Source organism: Planktothrix sp. PLAVEN19ND (assembly GCF_057220675.1).
In genome coordinates this window covers 3,142,197-3,164,198 of the sequence record NZ_CM170132.1, presented here as the reverse complement: position 1 = coordinate 3,164,198, position 22,002 = coordinate 3,142,197, and the positions used below count along the sequence as shown (strand labels likewise).

General features: G+C 40.2%; 21 protein-coding genes and 1 pseudogene. 13 read left to right on the top strand and 9 right to left on the bottom strand.

All coding sequences use genetic code 11. The annotated features are described in order from the left end of the window. Positions 1–27: 27 nt before the first annotated feature. Positions 28–882 carry a universal stress protein gene (locus tag AC2D3N_RS13990; protein ID WP_079681280.1) on the bottom strand — a complete coding sequence of 285 codons (855 nt, stop codon included), beginning with the start codon at positions 880–882 and terminating at the stop codon, positions 28–30. 115 nt (positions 883–997) lie between these two features. On the opposite strand from AC2D3N_RS13990, the gene AC2D3N_RS13985 reads away from it, so the two are divergent. The 4 genes from AC2D3N_RS13985 (at position 998) to AC2D3N_RS13970 (ending at position 5,146) form a co-directional block, all read left to right on the top strand. Next, complete coding sequence (locus tag AC2D3N_RS13985; protein WP_079681279.1) at positions 998–1,507, top strand: acyl-CoA thioesterase; 510 nt, start codon at positions 998–1,000, stop codon at positions 1,505–1,507. 156 nt (positions 1,508–1,663) lie between these two features. Further along, the gene (locus tag AC2D3N_RS13980; protein WP_484691205.1) at positions 1,664–2,803 is read left to right on the top strand and encodes an ATP-binding protein; all 1,140 of its coding nucleotides are present in this window, start codon (positions 1,664–1,666) and stop codon (positions 2,801–2,803) included. Between the two features lie 57 nt (positions 2,804–2,860). Next, positions 2,861–4,579: a DNA mismatch repair endonuclease MutL gene (mutL, locus tag AC2D3N_RS13975; protein WP_079681277.1), complete on the top strand. Its 1,719-nt coding sequence runs from the start codon at positions 2,861–2,863 to the stop codon at positions 4,577–4,579. A gap of 156 nt (positions 4,580–4,735) precedes the next feature. Continuing rightward, positions 4,736–5,146: a hypothetical protein gene (locus AC2D3N_RS13970; protein WP_079681276.1), complete on the top strand. Its 411-nt coding sequence runs from the start codon at positions 4,736–4,738 to the stop codon at positions 5,144–5,146. 63 nt (positions 5,147–5,209) lie between these two features. On the opposite strand, the gene AC2D3N_RS13965 is transcribed toward AC2D3N_RS13970, so the two are convergent. From AC2D3N_RS13965 to AC2D3N_RS13955, 3 genes are all read right to left on the bottom strand, one after another. After that, entirely contained in the window at positions 5,210–5,914 is a 705-nt protein-coding gene (locus AC2D3N_RS13965) for a CADD family putative folate metabolism protein (protein ID WP_484691204.1), read from the bottom strand. 249 nt (positions 5,915–6,163) lie between these two features. Beyond that, positions 6,164–7,189: a bifunctional heptose 7-phosphate kinase/heptose 1-phosphate adenyltransferase gene (locus AC2D3N_RS13960; RefSeq protein ID WP_484691203.1), complete on the bottom strand. Its 1,026-nt coding sequence runs from the start codon at positions 7,187–7,189 to the stop codon at positions 6,164–6,166. 64 nt (positions 7,190–7,253) lie between these two features. After that, a complete protein-coding gene (locus AC2D3N_RS13955; RefSeq protein ID WP_079681273.1) occupies positions 7,254–7,823 on the bottom strand; it encodes a response regulator in 570 nt (189 codons plus the stop codon). Positions 7,824–7,964: 141 nt separating this feature from the next. On the opposite strand from AC2D3N_RS13955, the gene lipA reads away from it, so the two are divergent. Both lipA and psaX read left to right on the top strand, forming a co-directional pair. Continuing rightward, positions 7,965–8,924: a lipoyl synthase gene (gene lipA, locus AC2D3N_RS13950; RefSeq protein WP_484691202.1), complete on the top strand. Its 960-nt coding sequence runs from the start codon at positions 7,965–7,967 to the stop codon at positions 8,922–8,924. Between the two features lie 27 nt (positions 8,925–8,951). Then, positions 8,952–9,068, top strand: a complete 117-nt coding sequence (gene psaX / locus AC2D3N_RS13945; RefSeq protein WP_079681271.1) for a photosystem I protein PsaX — start codon at positions 8,952–8,954, stop codon at positions 9,066–9,068. 135 nt (positions 9,069–9,203) lie between these two features. Here psaX and AC2D3N_RS13940 read toward each other — a convergent pair whose 3' ends face one another. Further along, the gene (locus AC2D3N_RS13940) at positions 9,204–9,533 is read right to left on the bottom strand and encodes a hypothetical protein (RefSeq protein WP_144017875.1); all 330 of its coding nucleotides are present in this window, start codon (positions 9,531–9,533) and stop codon (positions 9,204–9,206) included. 85 nt (positions 9,534–9,618) lie between these two features. Between AC2D3N_RS13940 and AC2D3N_RS13935 the strand changes: the two genes are divergently transcribed. Together AC2D3N_RS13935 and AC2D3N_RS13930 are read left to right on the top strand one after the other, a co-directional pair. Beyond that, positions 9,619–10,254: a DJ-1/PfpI family protein gene (locus AC2D3N_RS13935; RefSeq protein ID WP_079681269.1), complete on the top strand. Its 636-nt coding sequence runs from the start codon at positions 9,619–9,621 to the stop codon at positions 10,252–10,254. 27 nt (positions 10,255–10,281) lie between these two features. Then, positions 10,282–11,196: an ATP adenylyltransferase family protein gene (locus AC2D3N_RS13930; protein ID WP_484691201.1), complete on the top strand. Its 915-nt coding sequence runs from the start codon at positions 10,282–10,284 to the stop codon at positions 11,194–11,196. Positions 11,197–11,225: 29 nt separating this feature from the next. On the opposite strand, the gene ald is transcribed toward AC2D3N_RS13930, so the two are convergent. Further along, positions 11,226–12,311: an alanine dehydrogenase gene (ald, locus tag AC2D3N_RS13925; RefSeq protein ID WP_484691200.1), complete on the bottom strand. Its 1,086-nt coding sequence runs from the start codon at positions 12,309–12,311 to the stop codon at positions 11,226–11,228. 218 nt (positions 12,312–12,529) lie between these two features. On the opposite strand from ald, the gene murA reads away from it, so the two are divergent. From murA to galT, 4 genes are all read left to right on the top strand, one after another. Next, complete coding sequence (gene murA, locus AC2D3N_RS13920; RefSeq protein ID WP_079681266.1) at positions 12,530–13,876, top strand: UDP-N-acetylglucosamine 1-carboxyvinyltransferase; 1,347 nt, start codon at positions 12,530–12,532, stop codon at positions 13,874–13,876. 174 nt (positions 13,877–14,050) lie between these two features. After that, positions 14,051–14,716, top strand: a complete 666-nt coding sequence (locus AC2D3N_RS13915; RefSeq protein WP_484691199.1) for a DUF4340 domain-containing protein — start codon at positions 14,051–14,053, stop codon at positions 14,714–14,716. Between the two features lie 109 nt (positions 14,717–14,825). Then, entirely contained in the window at positions 14,826–15,869 is a 1,044-nt protein-coding gene (locus AC2D3N_RS13910) for a DUF2891 domain-containing protein (protein WP_484691198.1), read from the top strand. Between the two features lie 123 nt (positions 15,870–15,992). Continuing rightward, positions 15,993–17,048, top strand: coding sequence for a galactose-1-phosphate uridylyltransferase (galT, locus tag AC2D3N_RS13905; RefSeq protein ID WP_484691197.1), 1,056 nt, complete (start codon positions 15,993–15,995; stop codon positions 17,046–17,048). 99 nt (positions 17,049–17,147) lie between these two features. Here the strand turns inward: galT and AC2D3N_RS13900 are convergent, their stop codons facing one another. Further along, complete coding sequence (locus AC2D3N_RS13900) at positions 17,148–19,088, bottom strand: ABC-F family ATP-binding cassette domain-containing protein (RefSeq protein ID WP_079681262.1); 1,941 nt, start codon at positions 19,086–19,088, stop codon at positions 17,148–17,150. Positions 19,089–19,201: 113 nt separating this feature from the next. Here AC2D3N_RS13900 and AC2D3N_RS13895 point away from each other — a divergent pair. Then, a pseudogene (locus AC2D3N_RS13895) lies at positions 19,202–19,405 on the top strand (DUF433 domain-containing protein). A gap of 57 nt (positions 19,406–19,462) precedes the next feature. On the opposite strand, the gene AC2D3N_RS13890 reads toward AC2D3N_RS13895, so the two are convergent. Together AC2D3N_RS13890 and AC2D3N_RS13885 are read right to left on the bottom strand one after the other, a co-directional pair. Then, a complete protein-coding gene (locus tag AC2D3N_RS13890) occupies positions 19,463–20,320 on the bottom strand; it encodes a prohibitin family protein (protein WP_079681261.1) in 858 nt (285 codons plus the stop codon). A gap of 129 nt (positions 20,321–20,449) precedes the next feature. Then, positions 20,450–21,964: a family 10 glycosylhydrolase gene (locus AC2D3N_RS13885; RefSeq protein WP_484691196.1), complete on the bottom strand. Its 1,515-nt coding sequence runs from the start codon at positions 21,962–21,964 to the stop codon at positions 20,450–20,452. Positions 21,965–22,002: the final 38 nt, after the last annotated feature.

Sequence of the window (22,002 nt, the reverse complement as noted above, 5' to 3'; positions counted from 1 at the left end):
TTATTATGTTTGTTAATTAAGAGTGGATTATTTTGTCGTTGTCCGTGTTAACAAAACAGGACAATTAGCATAAACTCGCACATAATCTGAGAGGGAACTCCCCAACAATCGGTCTAAGTCAATAAAACTCTTAGCCATGTTGGGGCGACGGTCTGGGGAACCTAACATTAGTAAATCAGCCCCGACTTCTTCAGCAATACTACACAGTTCTGGGCCTGGTTTACCAATCCCACTCACGCAACGATAGCCGATTCCCAGACGTTTTACTGCTTCAATTGCCGGGGCTAAAACAGGATCTTTTTCAGCATTATTACTGAAATCTTCGCTCGATTTCCCTGATATATCCTTATTAATGTGGACTAAAATCAGTTGAGAACTAGCTAAATCTTTAGCAAAGGAAATTGCCAACTGTAAACACTGTTTGGAGGCTTCGGAATTATCCACGGCCACCATAATTTTACGCAGTTTTTTGACATAGGTATCGTCCTTGACTAATAGCATGGGACGAGTAGTTAATTGAAATACATACTGACTGACGGAGTTTTCCAGAATTGCTTGGATGCGTCCTAAACCCCTAGAACCCATAATAATTAAATCCACATCTTCCTCATCAGCCACTTGACAAACGATATCTTTAGGATCACCTTGTTTAAGTAGAGGATTAATTTGCTTGGAGTCGAGTTTAATCGAGGTAACAGCTTCGGCCAGAATCTTTCCAGCTTCGGTTAACTTTTCCGACATCGTATCCGAGCTAATTTCAGGGGAAACAACGTGTAGAAGCGTGATCGATGCTTGTTGGAAAGAGGGGATATCCAAGAGCATATTCAGCATTTCTTCGCATAATCCCCGACCTGCAACAGCAACTAGAATTTTTTTTATCATGGGTTTTCCTTGTGATTAAAATAGGTGATTTATCAGTGGTCAGATGGTTTCCAAGACGGATTAAACAGTCTTCATACCTAGAATAATCCCCCTGGTTGACAGATAATTTATAGAAATGTTGCGTTCTGAATATATTTGTAAAGTGTTTGAAACAAATCCTTTCCCCCAGCCCCCGTCCTCAACGGATGTCCCCTGGTCAACCCCTTGGTTTGACTATGTTGTGCGGGTTTCTCCCCATCACACCGACTATGGTGGTATTGTTTGGCATGGAACCTATCTATCTTGGATGGAAGAAGCCAGGGTAGAACGGTTACGTTTGGCAGGATTGGAATATCATGCCTTAGTAGAAATGGGCTGCGAACTGCCCGTTGTCGAGTTGAATATTCGCTACCATAAACCCGTTAAAATGGGAATGCAGGTGGTGGTTAAAAGTCGAATTCTACCGACTAAAGGAATGCGAATTCCCTGGGAATACCGGATTGAATCCCTAGATGGCCAATCCCATTATCTCAGTGCCCAAGTTACCTTAGTTCCCATCGATGGACAAACGGGGAAAATTATGCGTCGTTTACCCCCGGTATTACAAGCATCTTTGGCTCAACTACTGGGAACATCTACGCTATAATTGATAATAGTATCGAGTCCAAATATTCTAGTTGCTAAAAGCCATTTCTCCCCTAGAATCCCTCTGTTTTCAGATGCCCAACTCTTTCTATTCCCATAATATTAATGTCACAAAAGTAGATCTCCCTAATCTTTGATCACAACCCGGTTTATAAAAATGGATATATCCTCCCACCGATTTCTTAGCTATTTTGATCTTCCCGAAGCTCAACAACTCTGTGAACTGGCAATCGTCGAACAGTTTGCCGACCAACATATTATTTTTGAAGAAGGAGAAGCTCCTAATTTTTTATATCTAGTGTTAGAAGGTCGGGTGGAGTTTAAAAAAGAAGCTCCATTGAGCCAATATCAAACCATTGCTGTTGCCCAAGCTAATGACTTTTTTGGAGAATTTGGGGTCTTAGATGGACAGCCCCGCAGCGCCAGGGCAATAACGGCCGGACAGGTAAAATTAGCTAAAATTTCTCAACCGGATTTGATGCAAATTTTAAGCAATGCTAAGGGTAAAGTGATTCTGAATTTATTCACTTATATTATTAGTCATTTGCGCGTTACTACCAATCAATATGTCCATCAATTAGTCCATAAAGAAAAAATGGAATTAGTCGGGGAAATGGTGAATACCATTTTGCATGATTTTAGAAGTCCGTTTACCGGAATTCAGTTATCGAGTTCCATGCTCAAGGAGATGCACCCCGATGAAGAAACTCAAGAATGGTGTGATTTGATTTCTATGCAAATTCAACGGATGTTAGGCATGGCAGAGGAGGTATTAGAATTCACGAAAGGCAGTGCCCTACTCTACAGAAAATCGATTTCCGTGGCAAAAATGCTACAAAATTTTGAAAAAATAAATCGGGTTTATTTTCAATCTACCCAGGTTAATTTTTCTGTGCAAGCCGATGAAAATTGTCGGATTTATGTTGATGAAAATAAACTGACTCGAGTTTTTCAAAATTTAGTGGGAAATGCGGTAGAAGCCTTTGAAAAACCCGGTGGAACTATTTCAATCACGGCTAAATTAACCGGAGAGTGGACAGAAATTGCTATTGCTGATAATGGCCCTGGAATTCCCGATATGATTCGTGAACATTTATTTGATGCCTTTGTTACCCATGGAAAACGCAGTGGTACGGGGTTAGGAACGGCGATCGCTAAATCTATTATTGATGCCCATGGCGGTCAAATTCAGTTTAAATCCGTTCCCAATGAAGGAACTACTTTTTATATTAAACTTCCCCAAACTCAACTCAAAGAAATGCACGCTGAAGTTGCCGAAGAAGTCAAATTAAACTAAAATTATATTTCACCCTATTACCTATTAGTTATAGCAAGATTGCCTATTGCCTTTGAAATGTTAAATTCAACCTGTTTACCCTTGAATTATATTCGGACTCTCCCCAAAGATGTTGTTGATTTAATTGCAGCCAGTGAAGTTATTGACTCCTTAGTGGCGGTGGTTCGGGAATTAGTGGAAAATGCCTTAGATGCCGAGGCAAATCGGATTATAATTTCAGTCTGGCCGGAGTCTTGGCGGGTACAAGTGGTAGATAATGGTTGGGGTATGGATTTAACTAATTTAAAACAAGCCGCCACCGCCCATAGTACCAGCAAAATTAACACAATTACGGATTTATTTAAAATTAATAGTTTAGGATTTCGGGGGGAAGCCTTACACAGTTTAGCTCAATTATCGGATTTAGAAATTATTAGTCGGCCCCGTTCTCCTTCCCTTTCTCATTCCGGTTGGCGTGTTAGTTATAATCATCAAGGAGAAGTTGTTCAAACCGAAACTATTGCTGTCGCCCAGGGAACAGTGATTACGGTTTCTAATTTATTTGAAAATTGGCAAAATCGACGTGAATCTTTACCGACTTCGGCTCAACAATTGCGCGGTATTCAGTTAATAATTCAGCAAATTGCTTTATGTCATCCCCAGGTAACTTGGCAACTGCGTCAAGGCAATAATCCTTGGTTTCAAATTAGTCCGGGGGTGAATGCTCAACAGGTTTTACCTCAGATTATTAAAAATGTTCAATTCAGTGATTTATTTTATTTGAAAATTCCGCCAGATTATGATAATTTTAACTTAAAAGACATTGAATTAATATTAGGATTACCCGATCGCTGTCATCGTCGCCGACCCGATTGGGTGAAGGTAGCTATTAATGGCCGCATAGTGCGATCGCCGGAATTAGAACAAACCCTATTAACCGCCCTAGAACGCACCTGTCCCCGCGATCGCTATCCCATTTGTTTTGTACATTTGCACCTGTTACCCGAACAAGTAGACTGGAATAGAAACCCTGATAAAAGTGAAGTTTATCTCCAAAATTTGAACCAATGGCAAGAACTGATTAGTCAAGGAATTGAACAGGCTTTAAGGTTGAATTTTGAGAGAATTTCCCCTCCCCAAAATCGAATTGAGAAGTTATTAAAAGTATCGGAAGAAAAGGGAAGTTATAATATAAATTCTGCAATTCACCCAGAATCTGAAACGTCTCCAACTCAGTCTAAAACCGAATTAGGAATATTAGAAATAAAAGCGATCGCTCAAGTTCTGAATACCTATATTATTGCCGAACATTCTAGCGGATTATGGTTAATTGAACAACATATTGCCCACGAACGGATTTTATATGAACAAATCTGTGATCAATGGCGATTAATTCCCCTAGAACCCGGGATTATTTTACAATCCTTATCAACAGCACAATTAGAACAAATGCACCGTTTAGGATTAGAAGTTGATCCCTTTGGAGATGGGGTTTGGGTAGTTAGAAACGCACCAGAATTATTAATCCAACGCAGTGATTGTCCAGAAGCCTTATTAGAATTAAGTTTAGGAGGAGATTTACAAGCCGCACAGGTCGCCACTGCCTGTCGGAGTGCGATCAAAAATGGCACACCACTGAGTTTAACCCAAATGCAAACTATATTAGATCAATGGATTAAAACCCGCAATCCTCGTACCTGTCCCCATGGTCGTCCAATTGTTTTACAACTAGAAGAATCGGCCCTATCCCGTTTTTTCCGTCGGAATTGGGTGATTGGAAAGAGTCATGGAATTTAGGAGATTTTTGCTGTATATTGTGATCCGATCAAATGTTGAGAAAATCTAAAATTTTCATCGGAGACAAGCCGGAAAAATTATTAGTTTGTGTTGTGATCTCAAAAATATAGATTAGAATAATTGACAAACTCATTCTGATTTAATTCCATAAAATCTATGAAAATCAAACTTCTAACGACGGTTGCTTTGGTCGGAATATTAGGTTTCGCTACTCCCGTTATATTCTCCCCTAGTCCCATTTCTGCCCAGGTTTATACCGGATTTCGGGTAAAAACCGATCAAAAGGTTACAGTTCGACTCATCAATGAAGCGGGAAAACCGATTCAGTATGGTTTAAGCCAAAATTCGTCTAAAATTTTAGCCAGTGGACAATCAACCGTTCTAGCATTTTCGCAGATTAAAACGGGGGCAGTCAACATTTTAATTTATACCATAGATGGGACTCCTCTGGGATTTAAAGGCAATTTTGATGCAGAAAAAAATGAACTAACCGTCAATATTTCCTCTGGAGGGGCAGGTCATAAGAGTATTAGTATTGGTTCCAATGGAATCGTTGAACTAATTTAAGATTAAACAGCAAAAGTCTAAATAAAGTAGGGGCGAATGGCCATTCGCCCCTACCGCTTGATATTAAACTTTCTTCTGACAATATTCTTCATAAACACCGTCTAAGAGCAAATTAAACGCATCAACGGCTTTTTGTGTCGCGTCTAATGCTGCTTGTTGTTGTTCGGCGGTTTGACACAGTTGTAACAAGGCTTTGCGAGTCATTTGACTATGAATTTCATCGGCTTTTTCATGAACTTTAAAGAAGGATAAAGCCGATTCTTCATCAATCCCATAAAATTCTTCTAATCCGGCAATTTTAGTGGTGGAAACTTCAGGAAATTGGGATTCATAAGCGTACAGTGCGGCTAACCCTTTTTCTGCTTCTTCACTACGCGATAATTTTTTCAGAATTTGAACAGATTCTTGGGTTTTATTTAACGGTTGGCGCTCAAGAACAGCACTCCGTTCTACTCCTAAACCTTCGGCAAACCGTAACCATAATTCGGGATGATGGGCTGAACCCCGTTCTTCTTCAATCAGGTTTTCTAACAACATTTTGCGAATATTGATATCATCACAAGCTGCATGGGTGGCACTAACATAAGTGGGGAAGTTATGAACGTGCAAATAATATTCTTGGGCATACTCCTGTAACATGGTTAATGTCAGTTTCCCTTCCGTCCACATTTGATAGAAGGGATGCTTGAGTAGGTGATTGCTTTCAATAATTTCGTTAAGTTTAGCCAGAAATGCTGTTTCAGTTAAAGGTTGATCTTGGGTTAACATCCGCTTTCCTATAAATATCGGTTCCCCAGAATTTTATCTTAAAATCAATATTTGTCAAGTAATCAGTTGTAGGGGCGGGTTCATCGAGATTTAGGTGATTAACAAAGATCTAACAGAACCCGCCCTTACCCGAAATCAGTCATCATTTGTAGGGGCGGGTTCATCGAGATTTAAGTGATTAACAAAGATCTAACAGAAACCCGCCCTTACCAGTTAACAGTTAATTACCTATTCGTAATTCGTAATTTCCTATTCTGGGTTTAAAAGCGATCGCAACGCCTCTTTCATATCTTCAATTGTTGTTGTTGCGGTTCCAAATTGACGCACGACTAAACTAGCAGCTAAATTCCCTAAAACCGCCGCTTCCCACAACGATGAACCCGTACATAAACCCAAGGTTAAAGCCGCTACCACCGTATCCCCAGCCCCGGTCACATCAAAAACATCCGTGCGATTAAAAGGTGGGATTTGAAATTGTTGATTTCCCTCAAATAAACTCATTCCTTCCTCCCCACGGGTAATTAACATGGAACTCGCTTGAGTTAATCTTAATAAATCCTGTCCCGCCTGTTGTAAAGTTGGCTGATTTTTAATCGAATATCCCACGGCTTTTTCTGCTTCAGGCAGGTTAGGCGTAAACAAAGTTGCACCTGCAAATCTGTGTAAATCCTTTTGAGTATCAACAATAGTTAAAGGAGCTTTTAATGTCGCTTCAATTACCGCTTGAGTTAAGACGCCATCCCCATAATCTGAACAAACCACCGCATCTACAGTATCAATATTTTCACGAATATATTCAGCTAATTTTAACTGTAATTCCAGATCGGGTAATTCGTCAGATTTGCGATCCACCCTAACAATTTGTTGGGTAACAGATTGCCGCGCATGACCCGAAATCCGAGTTTTTGTTACCGTGGGACGGTTAGGATCAATAAAAATTCCCCCAATATCAATTCCCGCCTGTTCAAAAATTCCACAAAGAGCAATTCCTTGATCATCCTTTCCCACCAGTCCAGCAACCTTAACCGATGCTCCTAATTTCGCCAAATTGTAAACCGCATTTGCACCCCCCCCAGGAATTTGATGGGTATGTTCATGACGTAAAATTAATACCGGAGCTTCACGGGATAAACGTTCTACTTGACCCGTCAAAAATTCATCTAAAGTTAAATCCCCTACCACCAAAACCCGAGCCTGGGAAAATAGATTCATTCGTTTTAATAATGAATCCATGGCGGCGTTTAATTGTGTCAAAAATGAAGCATCCAGTATCATAATTTCTGTTCAATTTCCAATCAATAGTTAACAGTCAACCCTCAACAGTTAACTGTCAACTTCCCTATTGTAATTTCTTCTGAATAAATGTTTTCAGTTGCAACACTTGTTTTTTCAGAGCCGTTATTTCTGCCTGCATTTTATCCATTTGAGCCTTAATTGCTGCAATATCCGTTGCATCTCCACCCGGAGCAGCTTGAGGAGCAGGTGCAGGGGTAGGTGCAGGAGTTCCAGGGGTGGATAGGGGTGGCCGGGGGAGATTAGCTTTTTGGAAAGCCAATTTAATCGCAGAAATCAGTTGATTCTTCTCAAAGGGCTTTTCAATAAATTCAAAATATTGAAAGGGTTCAGAAATTTTTTCCGTGACTTCTTCCTTCCGTCCCGACATCAGGACAAGGGGAATCCGCCGCAAGGTTTCATCCGCTTGAATTCGCTGAAATACATCCCAGCCACTTAACTTAGGCAGGAGGAAATCCAGCATAATTAAATTGGGGTGTTCTTTTTGCACGAATTCGAGACCTTCTTTGCCATCTTTGGCTTCTAATACCTCAAAGTTACCAGGGGGTAACATTTCTCGCACTCGAACTCTAATGACTTTACTATCATCAATAACCAGTATTTTCCGACCTGTCACAACGAACTCCCATAATGATAATGATGCGTTAACTATTATTATATTGGGTTAAAGTCACCCAATGATTAAAAATACCTGCATCTTTAGAATACATAACTAGATTAATCTGAGAAGAAGCCAAAATAGCAACGGAACTTGAATATGTCGTCTGTCGCTGATTCAGCCCCAGCACCATCCTATCGTGATCGGGATCAAAATGTGATTCAACCAATACCTGATTGGTTACGTCGTCCCATCGGTAAAGCCAGTGAATTATCCTCCGTACAACGGATTATCAAACAGCGTCAAATTCATACTATTTGTGAAGAAGGTCGTTGTCCCAACCGGGGGGAATGTTATGCCCAGAAAACCGCAACTTTTTTATTAATGGGGCCGACTTGTACCCGCTCCTGTGGCTTTTGTCAGGTGGATAAGGGCCATGCACCGATGCCCCTTGATCCCGAAGAACCTCAAAAAGTAGCCGAAGCCGTACAAATTTTAGGGTTAGGCTATGTGGTCTTAACTTCCGTGGCCCGGGATGATTTAGCCGATGGGGGGGCGGGCTGGTTTGTGGCGACGATGGACAGAATTCGAGAACTTAACCCCGAAACCCAGATCGAAGTCCTAACGGCGGATTTTTGGGGCGGGCAAGGGGGCGGTAATCCCCAGGAACTACAATATCAACGGATTGCCACTGTAGTTCAAGCAGAACCCGCCTGTTATAATCATAATGTCGAAACAGTCCAAAGGCTACAAGCACCCGTGAGAAGGGGGGCTAAGTATGGGAGATCGTTAGATGTATTAAGAATTGTGAAACAACTTAATCCCGGCATTCCTACAAAATCCGGCCTCATGTTGGGACACGGAGAAACCGAAGCCGAAATTATTCAAACCCTAGAGGATTTACGCGGGGCCGGATGCGACCGAATTACCCTGGGTCAATATATGCGTCCGTCCCTGGAACATCTGCCCGTGCGGAAATATTGGACACCGGAGGAATTTGAGCGTTTGGGAGCGATCGCGACCAAAATCGGGTTTGCTCATGTCCGCTCTGGGCCATTAGTTCGGAGTTCCTATCATGCTGGAGAGTCCGATCCCGATTCAGTTGCTTCTGTGGTTTAATTGGATCATTGTATTTAGGAACCAAATATGGCTAGCAAAACTCAAAAATCCAGCGGCTCTTATACCTTTCGTGCATTTTGGGCAATTCTTCTGTTAGGAATTAACTTTTTAGTTGCCGCTTACTATTTCGGCATCATTGTATAGTTTAAACATCATCAATTTTTAAACACTGTGCTGCTTCTGATCAATCTTCTAAGATGAGGAGAACATCTTTAACTCCTCAGATCATGGCAGCACCTATTTTTTGGGCCTGATTAGATGACTAATTTTAACCCTAAATTATTGAGTTTCTAATTGTGCTTTTAACTCCGCCATTTGTTTCTGAAGTTCTTGGACATCTTGTTTGGTTTCAATCGCTAATGTTGCTAACCGATCAAACATGGGATCGCCGGACATCAAAGGATTTTTGAGTTCGGGAGCAGGATTTGTGGGATCGGGTTTAACCTGGATTACTGTTGTACCTGACGTTTGATATTGCAGACTATTAATCTGTCCAATGAGTTGAGATACCTGTGCTTCTAATCGACTCATCCGATATTCAAGCTGAGTGGTAGAGCCTTGTGCTAAAGTTAAATGATTCCAACCCAGTACAATTGCTAGAGTGATCAAAATAACCAGAACAATATTTTGGAGCCTCAGACACTTTTTTAACATATTTTAATCTTTTATCCCTTTTTTTTAGGATTACTGACCCATGACTCAAACAAATGTTGCTATTTTAATTTTTAATGGGGTTCAACTGCTGGATTTTATTGGCCCTTTTGAGGTATTTTCTATTACATCAGAAATTAATGAGGATAAACCTTTTAATGTGTTCCTAGTGGCGGAAACTTTAAATGCGGTTCAATGCCATTATGGTTTAAGTTTTAATCCCGATTGTACCCTATTAGATAGTCCTCCCCCTGATATTATTATTATTCCCGGGGGGATTGGGACTAGAGAGGCTCTGAATCAACTGCAAATTCTAGCCTGGATTCAATCTAAAGGCTATCATGCTGAATTAATTTTATCAGTTTGTACGGGGTCTTTACTCTTAGCAAAAGTGGGTTTATTAGATGGTTTAGTAGCAACAACTCATCATCTGGCTTTAGATCAATTACAGGCGATGGCACCCCAAACCACGGTTGTTGATAATCAACGATTTGTTGATAATGGAAAAATTATTACGGCGGCGGGAATTTCGGCGGGAATTGATATGTCTCTTTATGTTGTAGCCAAACTTTTAGGGGATAGTAAGGCTTTAAAAACGGCCAAATATATGGAATATGACTGGAAACCTAAAACTAAAGTTACCCTCATTCCTAAACCCTTAAATCCTCTGAATTTTTAAAACTATTAAATCATAGCTATTGTTCAAATGATCAGTACAACACCTGCAAACTTGATGTTACCGTCGGGTACATTATGGCAACGAATAATTACTCAAACCGAATATGCGATCAATTGTGGTGCATTGGCATCAATTCCCACGGATTATAATTTTATAGAGGCGGGAAATATTCGCTTTTTGGTGAGAGTTCTGTCTAACTTAGCAAAAAAACAGAAAGCCAAGAAAAAACAGCAAAAAAAATTAGCTAAATCCGGTCAAGAATTTAATCCGTTTCTGCCCTATGAACAGGATTTATTTGTTGGCGATTTATCAGAAACTCATTTATGTTTACTGAATAAATTTAATGTTGTTGATCATCATTTATTAATCGTTACCCGACAATTTGAAGCACAGGAAACCTGGCTTACTTCATCGGATTTTGAGGCGATGTGGCTGGGTTTAGCAGAAATTGACGGTTTAGTTTTTTATAATGGGGGAAAATTAGCCGGGGCGAGTCAGCGGCATAAACATTTACAATTAGTTCCCTTTCCATTAGTTCCAGAGGGGATTAATCTTCCGATTGAACCTGCGATCGCTTCTGTACAGTTTAATAATTCTATTGGTATAATTCCTGAATTTCCTTTTGTTCATGCGATCGCTTCCTTTAATTCTGACTGGATTAATCAACCGACCGCCGCCGCAATTTTTACTTTAGAATTATATTTTGAGTTATTAGAAAAAGTGGGCTTATCCGTTGGAGATCAGCCCTTTCAATCCGGGGCTTATAATTTATTAGCGACTCGAAATTGGATGATGATTGTTCCTCGATCTCAAGAAAAATTTGAGGGAATTTCGATTAATTCTTTAGGATTTGCCGGGGCGTTATTAGTTAAAAATTCAGAACAACTTCAAAACCTGAAATCCTATCATCCCTTAACGGTTTTAAAACAAGTCGGGTTGTAGGGGCGAGGTCTCCTCGCCCAGAATAGGAATTAAACTAAATCAGGAAAAACTTCCCGCACAGCCGGATGGACTAAATGATGATTTTCCACATTTAATCCCTTGGCTAAAACCGGATTTAATTCTAAGGCCTTGAGTCCTTTATCAGCTAACTGAATAACGTAGGGTAAGGTACTATTATTTAGGGCTTGGGTTGCTGTCCAAGGTACGGCTCCGGGCATATTAGGAACCCCATAATGAACAACACCCTCTTGAATATAGGTGGGATGGGTGTGGGAGGTCGGACGTAGGGTTTCAATACATCCCCCTTGATCCACCGCTACATCCACAATCACAGAACCGGGGCGCATTTGGGCAACTAAATTACGAGAAACTAATTTAGGAGCGCGTTTTCCGAGGATTAAAACCGCACCAATTAATAAGTCAGCTTCAGGAACACTTTCTTCAATTTGAGAGGGATGACTATAGAGTAATTCCACACTCGAACCAAACACCGTTTCTAAATAAGCTAACCGATCCAAATTCACATCTAAAATTTGAACCTGTGCCCCCATTCCGATGGCAATTCTCGCCGCTTCAGTCCCGACTACACCCCCGCCTAAAATCACGACTTTTCCGGCTTTTACCCCGGGAATTCCGGCTAAAAGAACTCCTCTACCTCCCTGTTGTCGTTCTAAATAACGGGAGCCAAACTGAATAGATAAACGTCCGGCGATGATACTCATGGGCGTTAATAACGGTAATCGACCATCGGGAAGTTCCACGGTTTCATAAGCAATTCCATGGACACCACTTTTAATTAATTCCTCGGTGAGTTCCCGATTAGCCGCCAGATGGAGATAGGTAAACAACAGTTGATTTTTTTGAATTAACCCATATTCGGCGGGTAAAGGTTCTTTGACCTTAACTACAAGTTCCCGACCCCAGGCATCGATCGCAGAATGAACGATTGTGGCTCCGGCTCGTGTATAATCGCGATCGCTGAACCCTGAACCCTCCCCGGCACTTGTTTCTACAAAAACTTGATGGCCTTTTTCCGTGCAAACCCTGACACTATCAGGATTCAAGCCCACCCTAAATTCCTGATCCTTGATTTCTTTGGGAATACCGATTTCCATAAATTCTGATTTCTCGTAAGTGTTGATTAGATTTTTACACTGGATTTAAAGATCGATAAGACTTTTGGTATACCAAGAATGATATTCCTATAAAACCCTCCCCATGCCTGATTGCGGGTTTATCAGGGACATAAAATTTGTCTAACCCCTAGACATTTAGAATCTTTTCGGTAGAATCAGAACAAAAAATCTAAGTAAAGTAAACGTACAATTCATTTTTGGAGGATAGACCCATTACACTAGCTATACGTTCATCGAATGTTTCAACTGCGTCCCACGCTAACCAGTCCAGCCTCAAAATTTGGGGACGTCAACCCCTGCGAGGTCATGTTCCGATTAGCGGAGCTAAGAATTCTGCTTTAGTCCTAATGGCGGGTGCATTACTCTGTTCCGAAGATTGTCGGCTACGGAATGTTCCCTCTTTAGCCGATGTGAATAGCATGAGTGAGATCCTCATGACTCTGGGTGTCCAAATTGACCGCCAGGGTGACATCATCGATATTAAGGCGGGTGAGTTATCAGAATCACAAGCTCCCTATGAACTGGTGAGCCAACTACGGGCGAGTTTCTTTGCCATTGGGCCAATATTGGCTCGTTTAGGGGTAGCCAGGGTTCCCTTGCCTGGGGGATGTGCCATTGGAGCTAGACCTGTAGATCTTCATGTTCGTGGACTTCAAGCCCTGGGTGCGGAAGTACACATCGAGCATGGCATTGTTCATGCCCATGTGGTCGGGGCTAACCGTCGGCTCAAGGGCGCTCGCATCTATTTGGACTATCCCAGTGTTGGGGCGACGGAAACTTTGATGATGGCCGCCACCCTAGCGGATGGGGAAACCATCATTGAAAATGCGGCTCAAGAACCGGAAGTCATCGATTTAGCGAATTTCTGCCGGGCGATGGGAGCTAGAATTCATGGGGCTGGCAGTAAAACTATTATCATTTCTGGGGTTCCGAGTCTACATTCTGCGGATTATTCGATTATTCCTGACCGAATAGAAGCCGGAACTTTTTTAATAGCTGGGGCGATTACAGGTTCTGAAATCAACCTATCCCCCATTATTCCAGGACATTTAACTCCTGTACTGGCTAAACTTAAAGCCATGGGTGTCAAAATCCGCATGGAAGGGCTAAACCATTTAAGTATTCTGGCTGGAGAACAGCTAAAGGCGACGGATATTGAGACCCTACCCTATCCAGGCTTCCCCACGGATATGCAAGCCCCTTTTATGGCTCTGTTAACGCTGTGTCAGGGCAATAGTTTGATCAGTGAAACGGTATTTGAAAATCGTTTTGGTCATGTTCCTGAACTCAGTCGCATGGGTGCTGATATTCGGGTTAAAGGGAATACGGTTTTAGTCCGAGGTGTTCCTTTGCTTTCGGGTGCTCCGGTGACAGCGACGGATTTACGCGCTTCTGCTGCCTTAGTTCTAGCAGCCTTAGCCGCCGAAGGAGAAACGACGATTCAAGGATTAAAACATTTGGATCGGGGTTATGAACAATTGGAAGCTAAACTCCGACAATTGGGTGCTAAACTTGAGCGTTTTGATCCTACACCTACGGAGTAATCAGTTATCAGTAAACAGTTATCAGTTATCAGTGTAAGAGTTAATATTTCTGGTAACTGATAATTGTTTACTGGTACGGGCGGGTTCTTTTAGATCTTTGTTAATTACTTAAATCTTGATGAACCCGCCCCTACAACTGATAATGGGTAAGTGACAAATAATGACTGCTAACTGATGAAATTTCAACGTTCAACATTAATTTTAATGGGTTTAGCCTTGGGTTTGACCGGGGTTGTTTATGTATTTGAAATTCAGGGGAAAACTCAACAGCAAGAAATTCAAGCTAAACAACAACAAATTTTTTCTTTTCCCAAGGATGAAATTCAATCTTTTACTATTACAACTCCTCAACAAACACTTACCTTGGAACGGGTTACTAACGCCGATGAGTTGAAAAAATCTCCTTGGAAAATTACAGCCCCAATACAATTTTTAGCTAATCCTGCTTCGGTAGATTACCTACTCAGGGAACTGTTTAAAAATCAAAGTAATCCCTCGGATGTTAACTCAGGGATTCAGAAGTTAACGGTTTCTGCTGAAAAAATTAAGGATTATGGGTTAGATACCGTAACGGATAAAATAGAAATTAAACTTAAAAATAATACCATCCATAGATTAAATTTAGGAAACATTGATTTTCGCGGAGATTCTTTATACGCTCAAATTGATTCTCCTAAATCTTCTGGAAAAGAAGTCAGTATTTTAGTGATTTCTAAAGATATTTTATCTACTATTAATCGTCCTCTGGAGGAGTGGAAACTTCCCCCGGAAATTCCCCAAACACCTCCTACACCTCCTACACCTCAACCGACTCCTAGACCTTCAGTTAGTCCGAAATAATGTTGATTTATTTGTTAGGAGTGCGCTGAAGCGCAACAACGAGCGCAACAAAAAAGTATGATAACTTAACCTAGTAATTTTATAATAGCATAAATTAACTCAAAAAATCGTGAATTTAGAATCAGAAATATTTGCGGTCAACTTAGCCAGTCGATTTGCTGAATTTGGCTTACAATGTGTTGTACAAGAGTATCCTCATGTTCAATATTATTGGTTAGAAAGTTCCCGGGATTTGATTCCCCATCGACAACTTAATCCCGCCTTTTATGGCTGTTTAGATTGGCATTCGGCGGTGCATAACCATTGGATGTTAACTCGGTTAATTAGATATTTTCCCGAGGCAGATTTTGTGTCCTCTGCTCGAGAAATTTTAACCCTAAATCTCACCCCGGAACATATTAAAATCGAGGCTAATTTTTTACAATCTCAGCCCCGATTTGAATGTCCCTATGGGTTAGCTTGGTTGTTACAATTAATGGCAGAACTGACTGAATGGCAAGACGAACAGAGTCAACTCTTATTAGAATATTTACAACCTTTAGAAACCGTTATTATTAACAATATTCATAAATGGTTATTAAATTTATCCTATCCCAACCGCACCGGATTACACAATCAAACAGCTTTTGCGTTAGGATTAATTTGGGATTGGGCAACCCTTACCCACCATCAACCATTATTAGAAGTAGTTGCACATAAAATCCAAAAATTCTATTACCATGATTACAATTATTCCCTTCACTGTGAACCCTTGGGGGATGATTTTCTCTCTCCTAGTCTAGCAGAAGCCGATTTAATGCGTCGGGTTCTCCCGGCTTTAGAATTTGGAGAATGGTTAACTATTTTTTTACCCGAACTTTCCCAAAAATTAGAAACCGATTGGTTTTCTCCGATTATTATTAATAATCCTGAAGATTACGGACAATCTCATTTTGATGGGTTAAACTTGAGTCGGGCGTGGATGTTACAAGGGATAATCTCTGGTTTATTACCCACAGATAACCGCATACCCGCTTTAAAAAGCGTAGCAAATCTTCATCACCAAGTCGGGTTAAATCCTGTATCTGGTAATTTCTATGGTGGCAGTCATTGGTTAGGAAGTTTTGCCGTTTATCTAGGAACAAAAAGAGGTTTAAATAGCAACAAAAAATAATCAATTCTTTTTATTTCTCCATTCCCCATTCCCCATTCCCCATTCCCCATTCCCCATTCCCCATTCCCTATTCCCTATTCCCTATTCCCTATTCCCTATTCCCTGTTCCCTGTTCCCTCCTATATGACTGAACTTAGACAGAATCTAATCACAAGAGATTGGGTAATTATTGCCACTGAAAGGGCAAAACGACCCGATGAATTTACCAAAACTGAAACCCAACTAATTCCTACCCCTCAGTATCGTTCTAATTGCCCCTTTTGTCCAGGGAATGAATTGCTAACAGGAGGTCAAGAAACCTTACGGTTATCCGATGATTTAGATTGGCGAGTCCGGGTGGTTACTAATAAATATCCCGCCCTATCTCCTCAAGGTGAAAGAATCAGAGAAAGCGAGGGAATTTTTCACGCCTTATCAGGGTTTGGGTTTCATGAAGTTGTTATTGAACACCCTCGCCATGATTTAACAATGGCATTAATGGAAATCGAAGATATTGCAAATGTTATTCGAGTTTATCGCCGAAGGTATATTGAAATTCGCCAAGACGCTCGGGTAGAAACTATTATTATCTTTAAAAATCATGGTCAAGGAGCGGGAACTTCTTTAGAACATCCTCACTCTCAAATTGCTGCAATTCCCATTGTTCCCTATCAATGGCGTGACCGCGCGCGAGAAGCAATTCGCCATTATGATGATACTGGAGAATGTCTTTTTTGTCGCACCTTAAAGGAAGAATTACAAGCCCAAGAACGGATTATTTTTACCAGTGAACATTTTGTAGCTTTTATTCCCTATGCCGCCCTTTCTCCTTTTCATACTTGGATTTTTCCCCGTCGTCATAGTTCCTCCTTTGATGAAATTACCGATGAGGAAATCTTGGATTTAGCTAAAACCTTAAAAAATGTTCTAGCTAAACTTTACTATGGGTTAAATAATCCCGATTATAATTATACAATTCGTTCTATTCCTACCGCCGAACAACGCACGGATTATTCCCATTGGTATATTGCCTTAATTCCTCGGGTTTCCCTATCCGCCGGATTTGAATTAGGCAGTGGGATGTATATTAATACGGCTTTACCCGAAGAAAGTGCGACGTTTTTGCGTTCAGTTGAAATTCCACCGGATTTCAATAATGGACAATTGACAACTACCTCTCACGGAAAAAAAGAGGATTGAGAAAGCAGATTTTATTGCTCTTTTCCCCTTAACAGGAAAGGTTTTAAACCTCGAAAAAAAATAACTATCAATTATCAATTATCAATTATCAATTGATCATTAATTAGAAGCCGCAATTTCCGCTAATTCCAACCATCTTTCCGTGGCATTATCAATTTCTAGGATAATATTTTCCACCTGTTGATGCAGGTCTTGAACCTTAGAAACGGCCCCCGGAGGAGCTTGATAGAGTTGTTTTTCTAAGTCTATTTTTTTCGCTTCTAATTCAGCAATTTTTGTCTCTAACTTTTCATATTCTCGCTTTTCCTTAGAAGATAATTTACGCTGTCCACTCTTATCCCAAGAATACCGTTGGGATTTGTCCCCGTCTGCAACCCCAGATAGGATTTTTTCTTCGACCTTTACCCCTTGACGACTTAGCTCTAATTCCTCGGCTTTTTTGTAATCTAAATAAACCGAATAATTCCCTGGATATTGTCGTAAAGTTCCCCCAGATTCAAAGGAAAAAATAGTTTCAACAGTTCGGTCTAAAAAATAGCGGTCATGGGAAACCACAATGACACAACCATTAAAATCCTCTAAATAATCTTCTAAAACCGATAAAGTTTGAACATCTAAATCATTAGTCGGTTCATCTAAAATCAACACATTGGGCGCGCTCATTAACACCCGTAATAAAAATAATCGTCGTTTTTCCCCCCCAGAAAGTTTGTTTAAGGGAGAATATTGTTGATTCGGTGGAAACAAAAACCGTTCCAACATTTGCGAGGCTGTAATTTGGGTTCCATCGGCGGTTTTTACATATTCTGCCACTTCTTTTAAGTAATCAATCACGCGCTGATTTTCGTTCATCGCCGCCAACAAATCCTCCGAATGTTGGTCAAAATAACCGATATGAATGGTTGACCCAATTTCTACTATGCCCTCATCCGGTTGGATTCGCCCTGTAATCATATCTAATAAAGTTGATTTTCCCACCCCATTTCCCCCAATAATTCCTAAACGGTCATCGGGATTAAAACTATAGGTAAAATCTTGAATTAAAGGGCGATTATCATAGGATTTAGAAACATGGTTTAATTCAATCACTTTTTTACCGATACGACGCCCAGGGGTAGAAATTTCAACTTTCCCCTGGACTTGCTTAAATTCCATGTCTTGCAGCCCTTCTACCCTTTGAATCCGGGCTTTTTGTTTGGTACTTCTAGCCTTTGGCCCCCGTCTTAACCACTCTAATTCCCGACGTAAAACCCCCCGATGTTTGCGTTGTTGACTAACAGCAATATCCTCGGCTTCGGCTTTCTTTTCTAAAAAATAAGAATAATTTCCCGCATGGGTAAATAAATCCCCCCGGTCTAGTTCTAAAATTCGATTAGTTACTTGGTCTAAAAAGTAGCGGTCGTGGGTAATTAATAATAGAGCCCCACGATAATTTTTCAAATAATCCTGTAACCATTCCACCGAAGCCGCATCTAAATGGTTTGTGGGTTCATCCATTAATAAAACATCCGGTTCTACTAATAACGCCGTTGCTAAAGCAATGCGTTTGCGATATCCCCCGGATAACTGGCGAATCGGAGTATCAAAATCTTCTATTCCTAATTTAGTTAAAATAATTTTAGCTGTGTTTTCTAGTTCCCAAGCATTTGTCGCATCCATGCGTTGCATGACTTGGGAAAATCGGGTTAAGAGTTGGGAATCTTCGGGATGTTTTGCTAATTTATGAGATAGGTCTTCATACTCTTGAATTAGGTGCATTTGTTCGCCACTATCGGCAAAAATTTGTTCTAAAACCGTGAGGTTTTCATCTAAATTCGGTTGTTGGGGTAAATAGATAACTTTTGCCCTGGGATTAACCCAAAGTTGCCCTTCATCAATTGATTCCTGTCCCGCAATCATCTTTAATAAAGTAGATTTTCCTGAGCCATTGGTTCCAATTAAACCTACTTTATCTGTGGCATCTAAACTAAAGTTAGCATCTCGGAGAATTTCTTTGGTTCCAAATTCTTTTTTAACGGATTGTAAGGTAAAAATAGACATAAGTGTTAAGAGATTAAAAATAGATAATCGTAGCCGAAGCAATTAATTCACAGGAATCTAGTATAATTATACTATGAAATAGTCAATCTTACACCAATGACAATAGGTAAAGTATGATGCCAGCAGATTTACTGTCTCGAATTTCTATTGACCCTAATATTTGTTTTGGTAAACCCTGTATTCGGGGTCATCGCATTTGAGTGTCTCTAATCTTAGATTTTTTAGCCAGTGGAGTCACCATTGAATACCTTTTAGAAGAATACCCTGGAATAGAACGAGAAGATATTCTAGCTTGTATTGCTTGTGGTGCTAAATAATTAGAGGGTTTAGTAATTTTTGCCGCTATAAACCCTCTAATTATTCAGGAATTGTGTTTATTCATAACTCATTTCTGAAGCATTCCCTAAATTAAATAAGAAGGGAATCATGCTTTTATTATCCCCATTCATAATTAACACTCTTGGCATTTGAGAACCGCCCTGTTTCCAAGCTTCAATAGCTTCTTTTTGCAGGACTAATTGTCCTCCGGTTGCTTTCAAAGTTTCTGCTAATAAACGTTGAGCTTCCGCCGTTCCTTTGGCTCGGTTAATGTCAGTTTGAGCTTGTTGTTCCGCTTCTTTAGCAATATAAACTGCCCGTCTGGCTCGTTGTTCGGCAATTTGTTTTTCTTCAACGGCTTTGGCAAATTCAGGAGAAAATGCTAAATCAACCACACTGGTATCTAATACAATAATCCCATATTTATCTAATCGTTCATTCAAAGCTTCATCAAAGTCTGATTTTAATAATTCTCGTTGAGTAATAGCTTCTTCAATGGTTCGTTTTGCTGCTGCAATTTTAAAACATTCTTGGGTTTGGGGAGCCACAACTTTAGAAACAACATTTTGTAAAGTGCCCTGTTCTCGTCTAATTCTGACTACTTGTATCGGGTCAAGCCTAAAGTTAATGGCAAAACTTGCCGATAATTGTTGTAAATCTTTGGTAGAACTTTGAGCCGGAACTTCAAATTTCTGTACCGTCAAATCATAAATATCAACCGCAGAAACCAGAGGGGGTTTGAAATGAATGCCTTCTAATAATACCCCATCTTGAGCTTTTCCTAAAATACTCAACACCCCCGCTTGACCTGGGTTAATAATCACAAAAGAATTGACCGAAATTAAGGCTAATACGGCTAAGGCAATTCCCAAAAAAATACTGGTTAAACCAGCTTGAGGTTCTGCACTTTTCATAAAATTAACTCCAATTGATGAAACAATTATAGCGTCATTGTTCAAATCTGAACCACAGCTAAGGTTAATCCCATAGGGATGAGTGATTTTATACTCAAAAATCTCGAGATTTTTTGTAGTTAATAACTATTAACGTTTACAAAATTTTCGTTCTCGGGTTTCTTCAGAATCTTGCCAATCATAACCATAATGACTAAAGGCATTAATTTGAGGAATTGTGGCGTAAATATCAGCCATTTGCTGTTGTAAAGAAGGGCGATTTTTGATCGATTTTCCCCAGTCTCCCGCCAAGGCTGGGATAATTTGAGTTCCTGGGGGAGCTTGAGTTACAACTTGCTGCACTTGAGCCGTAATACAGTTGACTTGACCACAGACAGCATAGGACATCGGATGCCATTCAATGGAGGGGGAAAATTGATCCCAGGGCTGCATTCGGGAGTCAAATCCCATCTGCCCAATTCGGCGATTTCCTTCGGGAAAAAATACCGCTCCGGCTGGAATTCCTTGACTTTGTACGGGTTGACTTGCTATTGTTAAAAAATCCAAAACTCCCTGTCTAGCATGGGCAACACTTAGCCGCCATAATTGTAGTTGTAAAGTATCTCCCATCTTGGGAATAGAGGCTAAGGTTTTCCACTCTTTTTCATCTGGCCAATAGGGTTTATCCTTTTCATTAGGATACTTTTCATTCACGGTTTTAACATCAATTTCGGTAATAAATCCTTGCTGCAAAAATCGCTGCATCAAGTCTCGTCCTTTCTGACTACTGGCTCGATTTAAAAATGCCTGTTGAGAATATTCTCCATAAATCCATAGGTCTTTGACTTTGGAGGCAACCGAATCTGCTCCTAACCCTTTGGGATAGCGAACATAGTCAAATAAAACTCCATTAGGATGACGTTGTAAGACGGCATTTAATAAGGTTAAATAATCTTGTCTAGCTATGGGATGATAGGGGTCAACAAACCCTTGATTCACAAAACTTTCTCCATATTCGTCTATTTTGGTTTGGTCTAAAACTGCCGTTGTGGTGGTTTCTCCCTTCCCATTTATCGCTAAAACTGATGTTCGGTCAGGTTTTAAGGTGTAAGTATAGCCATAATTTAACATAAACATCCAAGCATATACTTTTAAGCCTCTTTGTCTGCCTTTTTGGATGGTTTCTGCTAATAAATCTTGGTTTTCTGTTCCAGGTGTGCGGATAGCTGCTGGCCAGGCGGTGGGATTTTTCCCAGAAGGTAACAACACTTGACCATCATAAAAGACTTCTAAATAAACCTTGTTATAGCCTTTATTAATAATATTATCTAAAATCCGATCAATTTCTCCGGTTCTCGTATCACAGGGATATAATCTTAACCAAATCGCTTGATTTTTAGGATTAATTTGTTGACGACATTGATTGACTTGTTGCGCGTGTTGAGTTAGAATAGTATTATAGTTTTTAACAGCTTCGGAATTTCCCGTTAATACAGCCTGTCGTAAACTTTCTTTCTGGGCGATCGCTTGTGGAGATAATTTGCACTGAGCCAGGGTTTGAGAATTAGCTACAGAAATTAATAAAAAAGGATTCAAGGAAAGGGTGATCAAAAAATTTAATAATAACCCGGAAAAACGGCGTTGCTGAATCATTAAATTTGACATAAAATTTTATTTGACTTTACTACATTTTCAAGTATTCA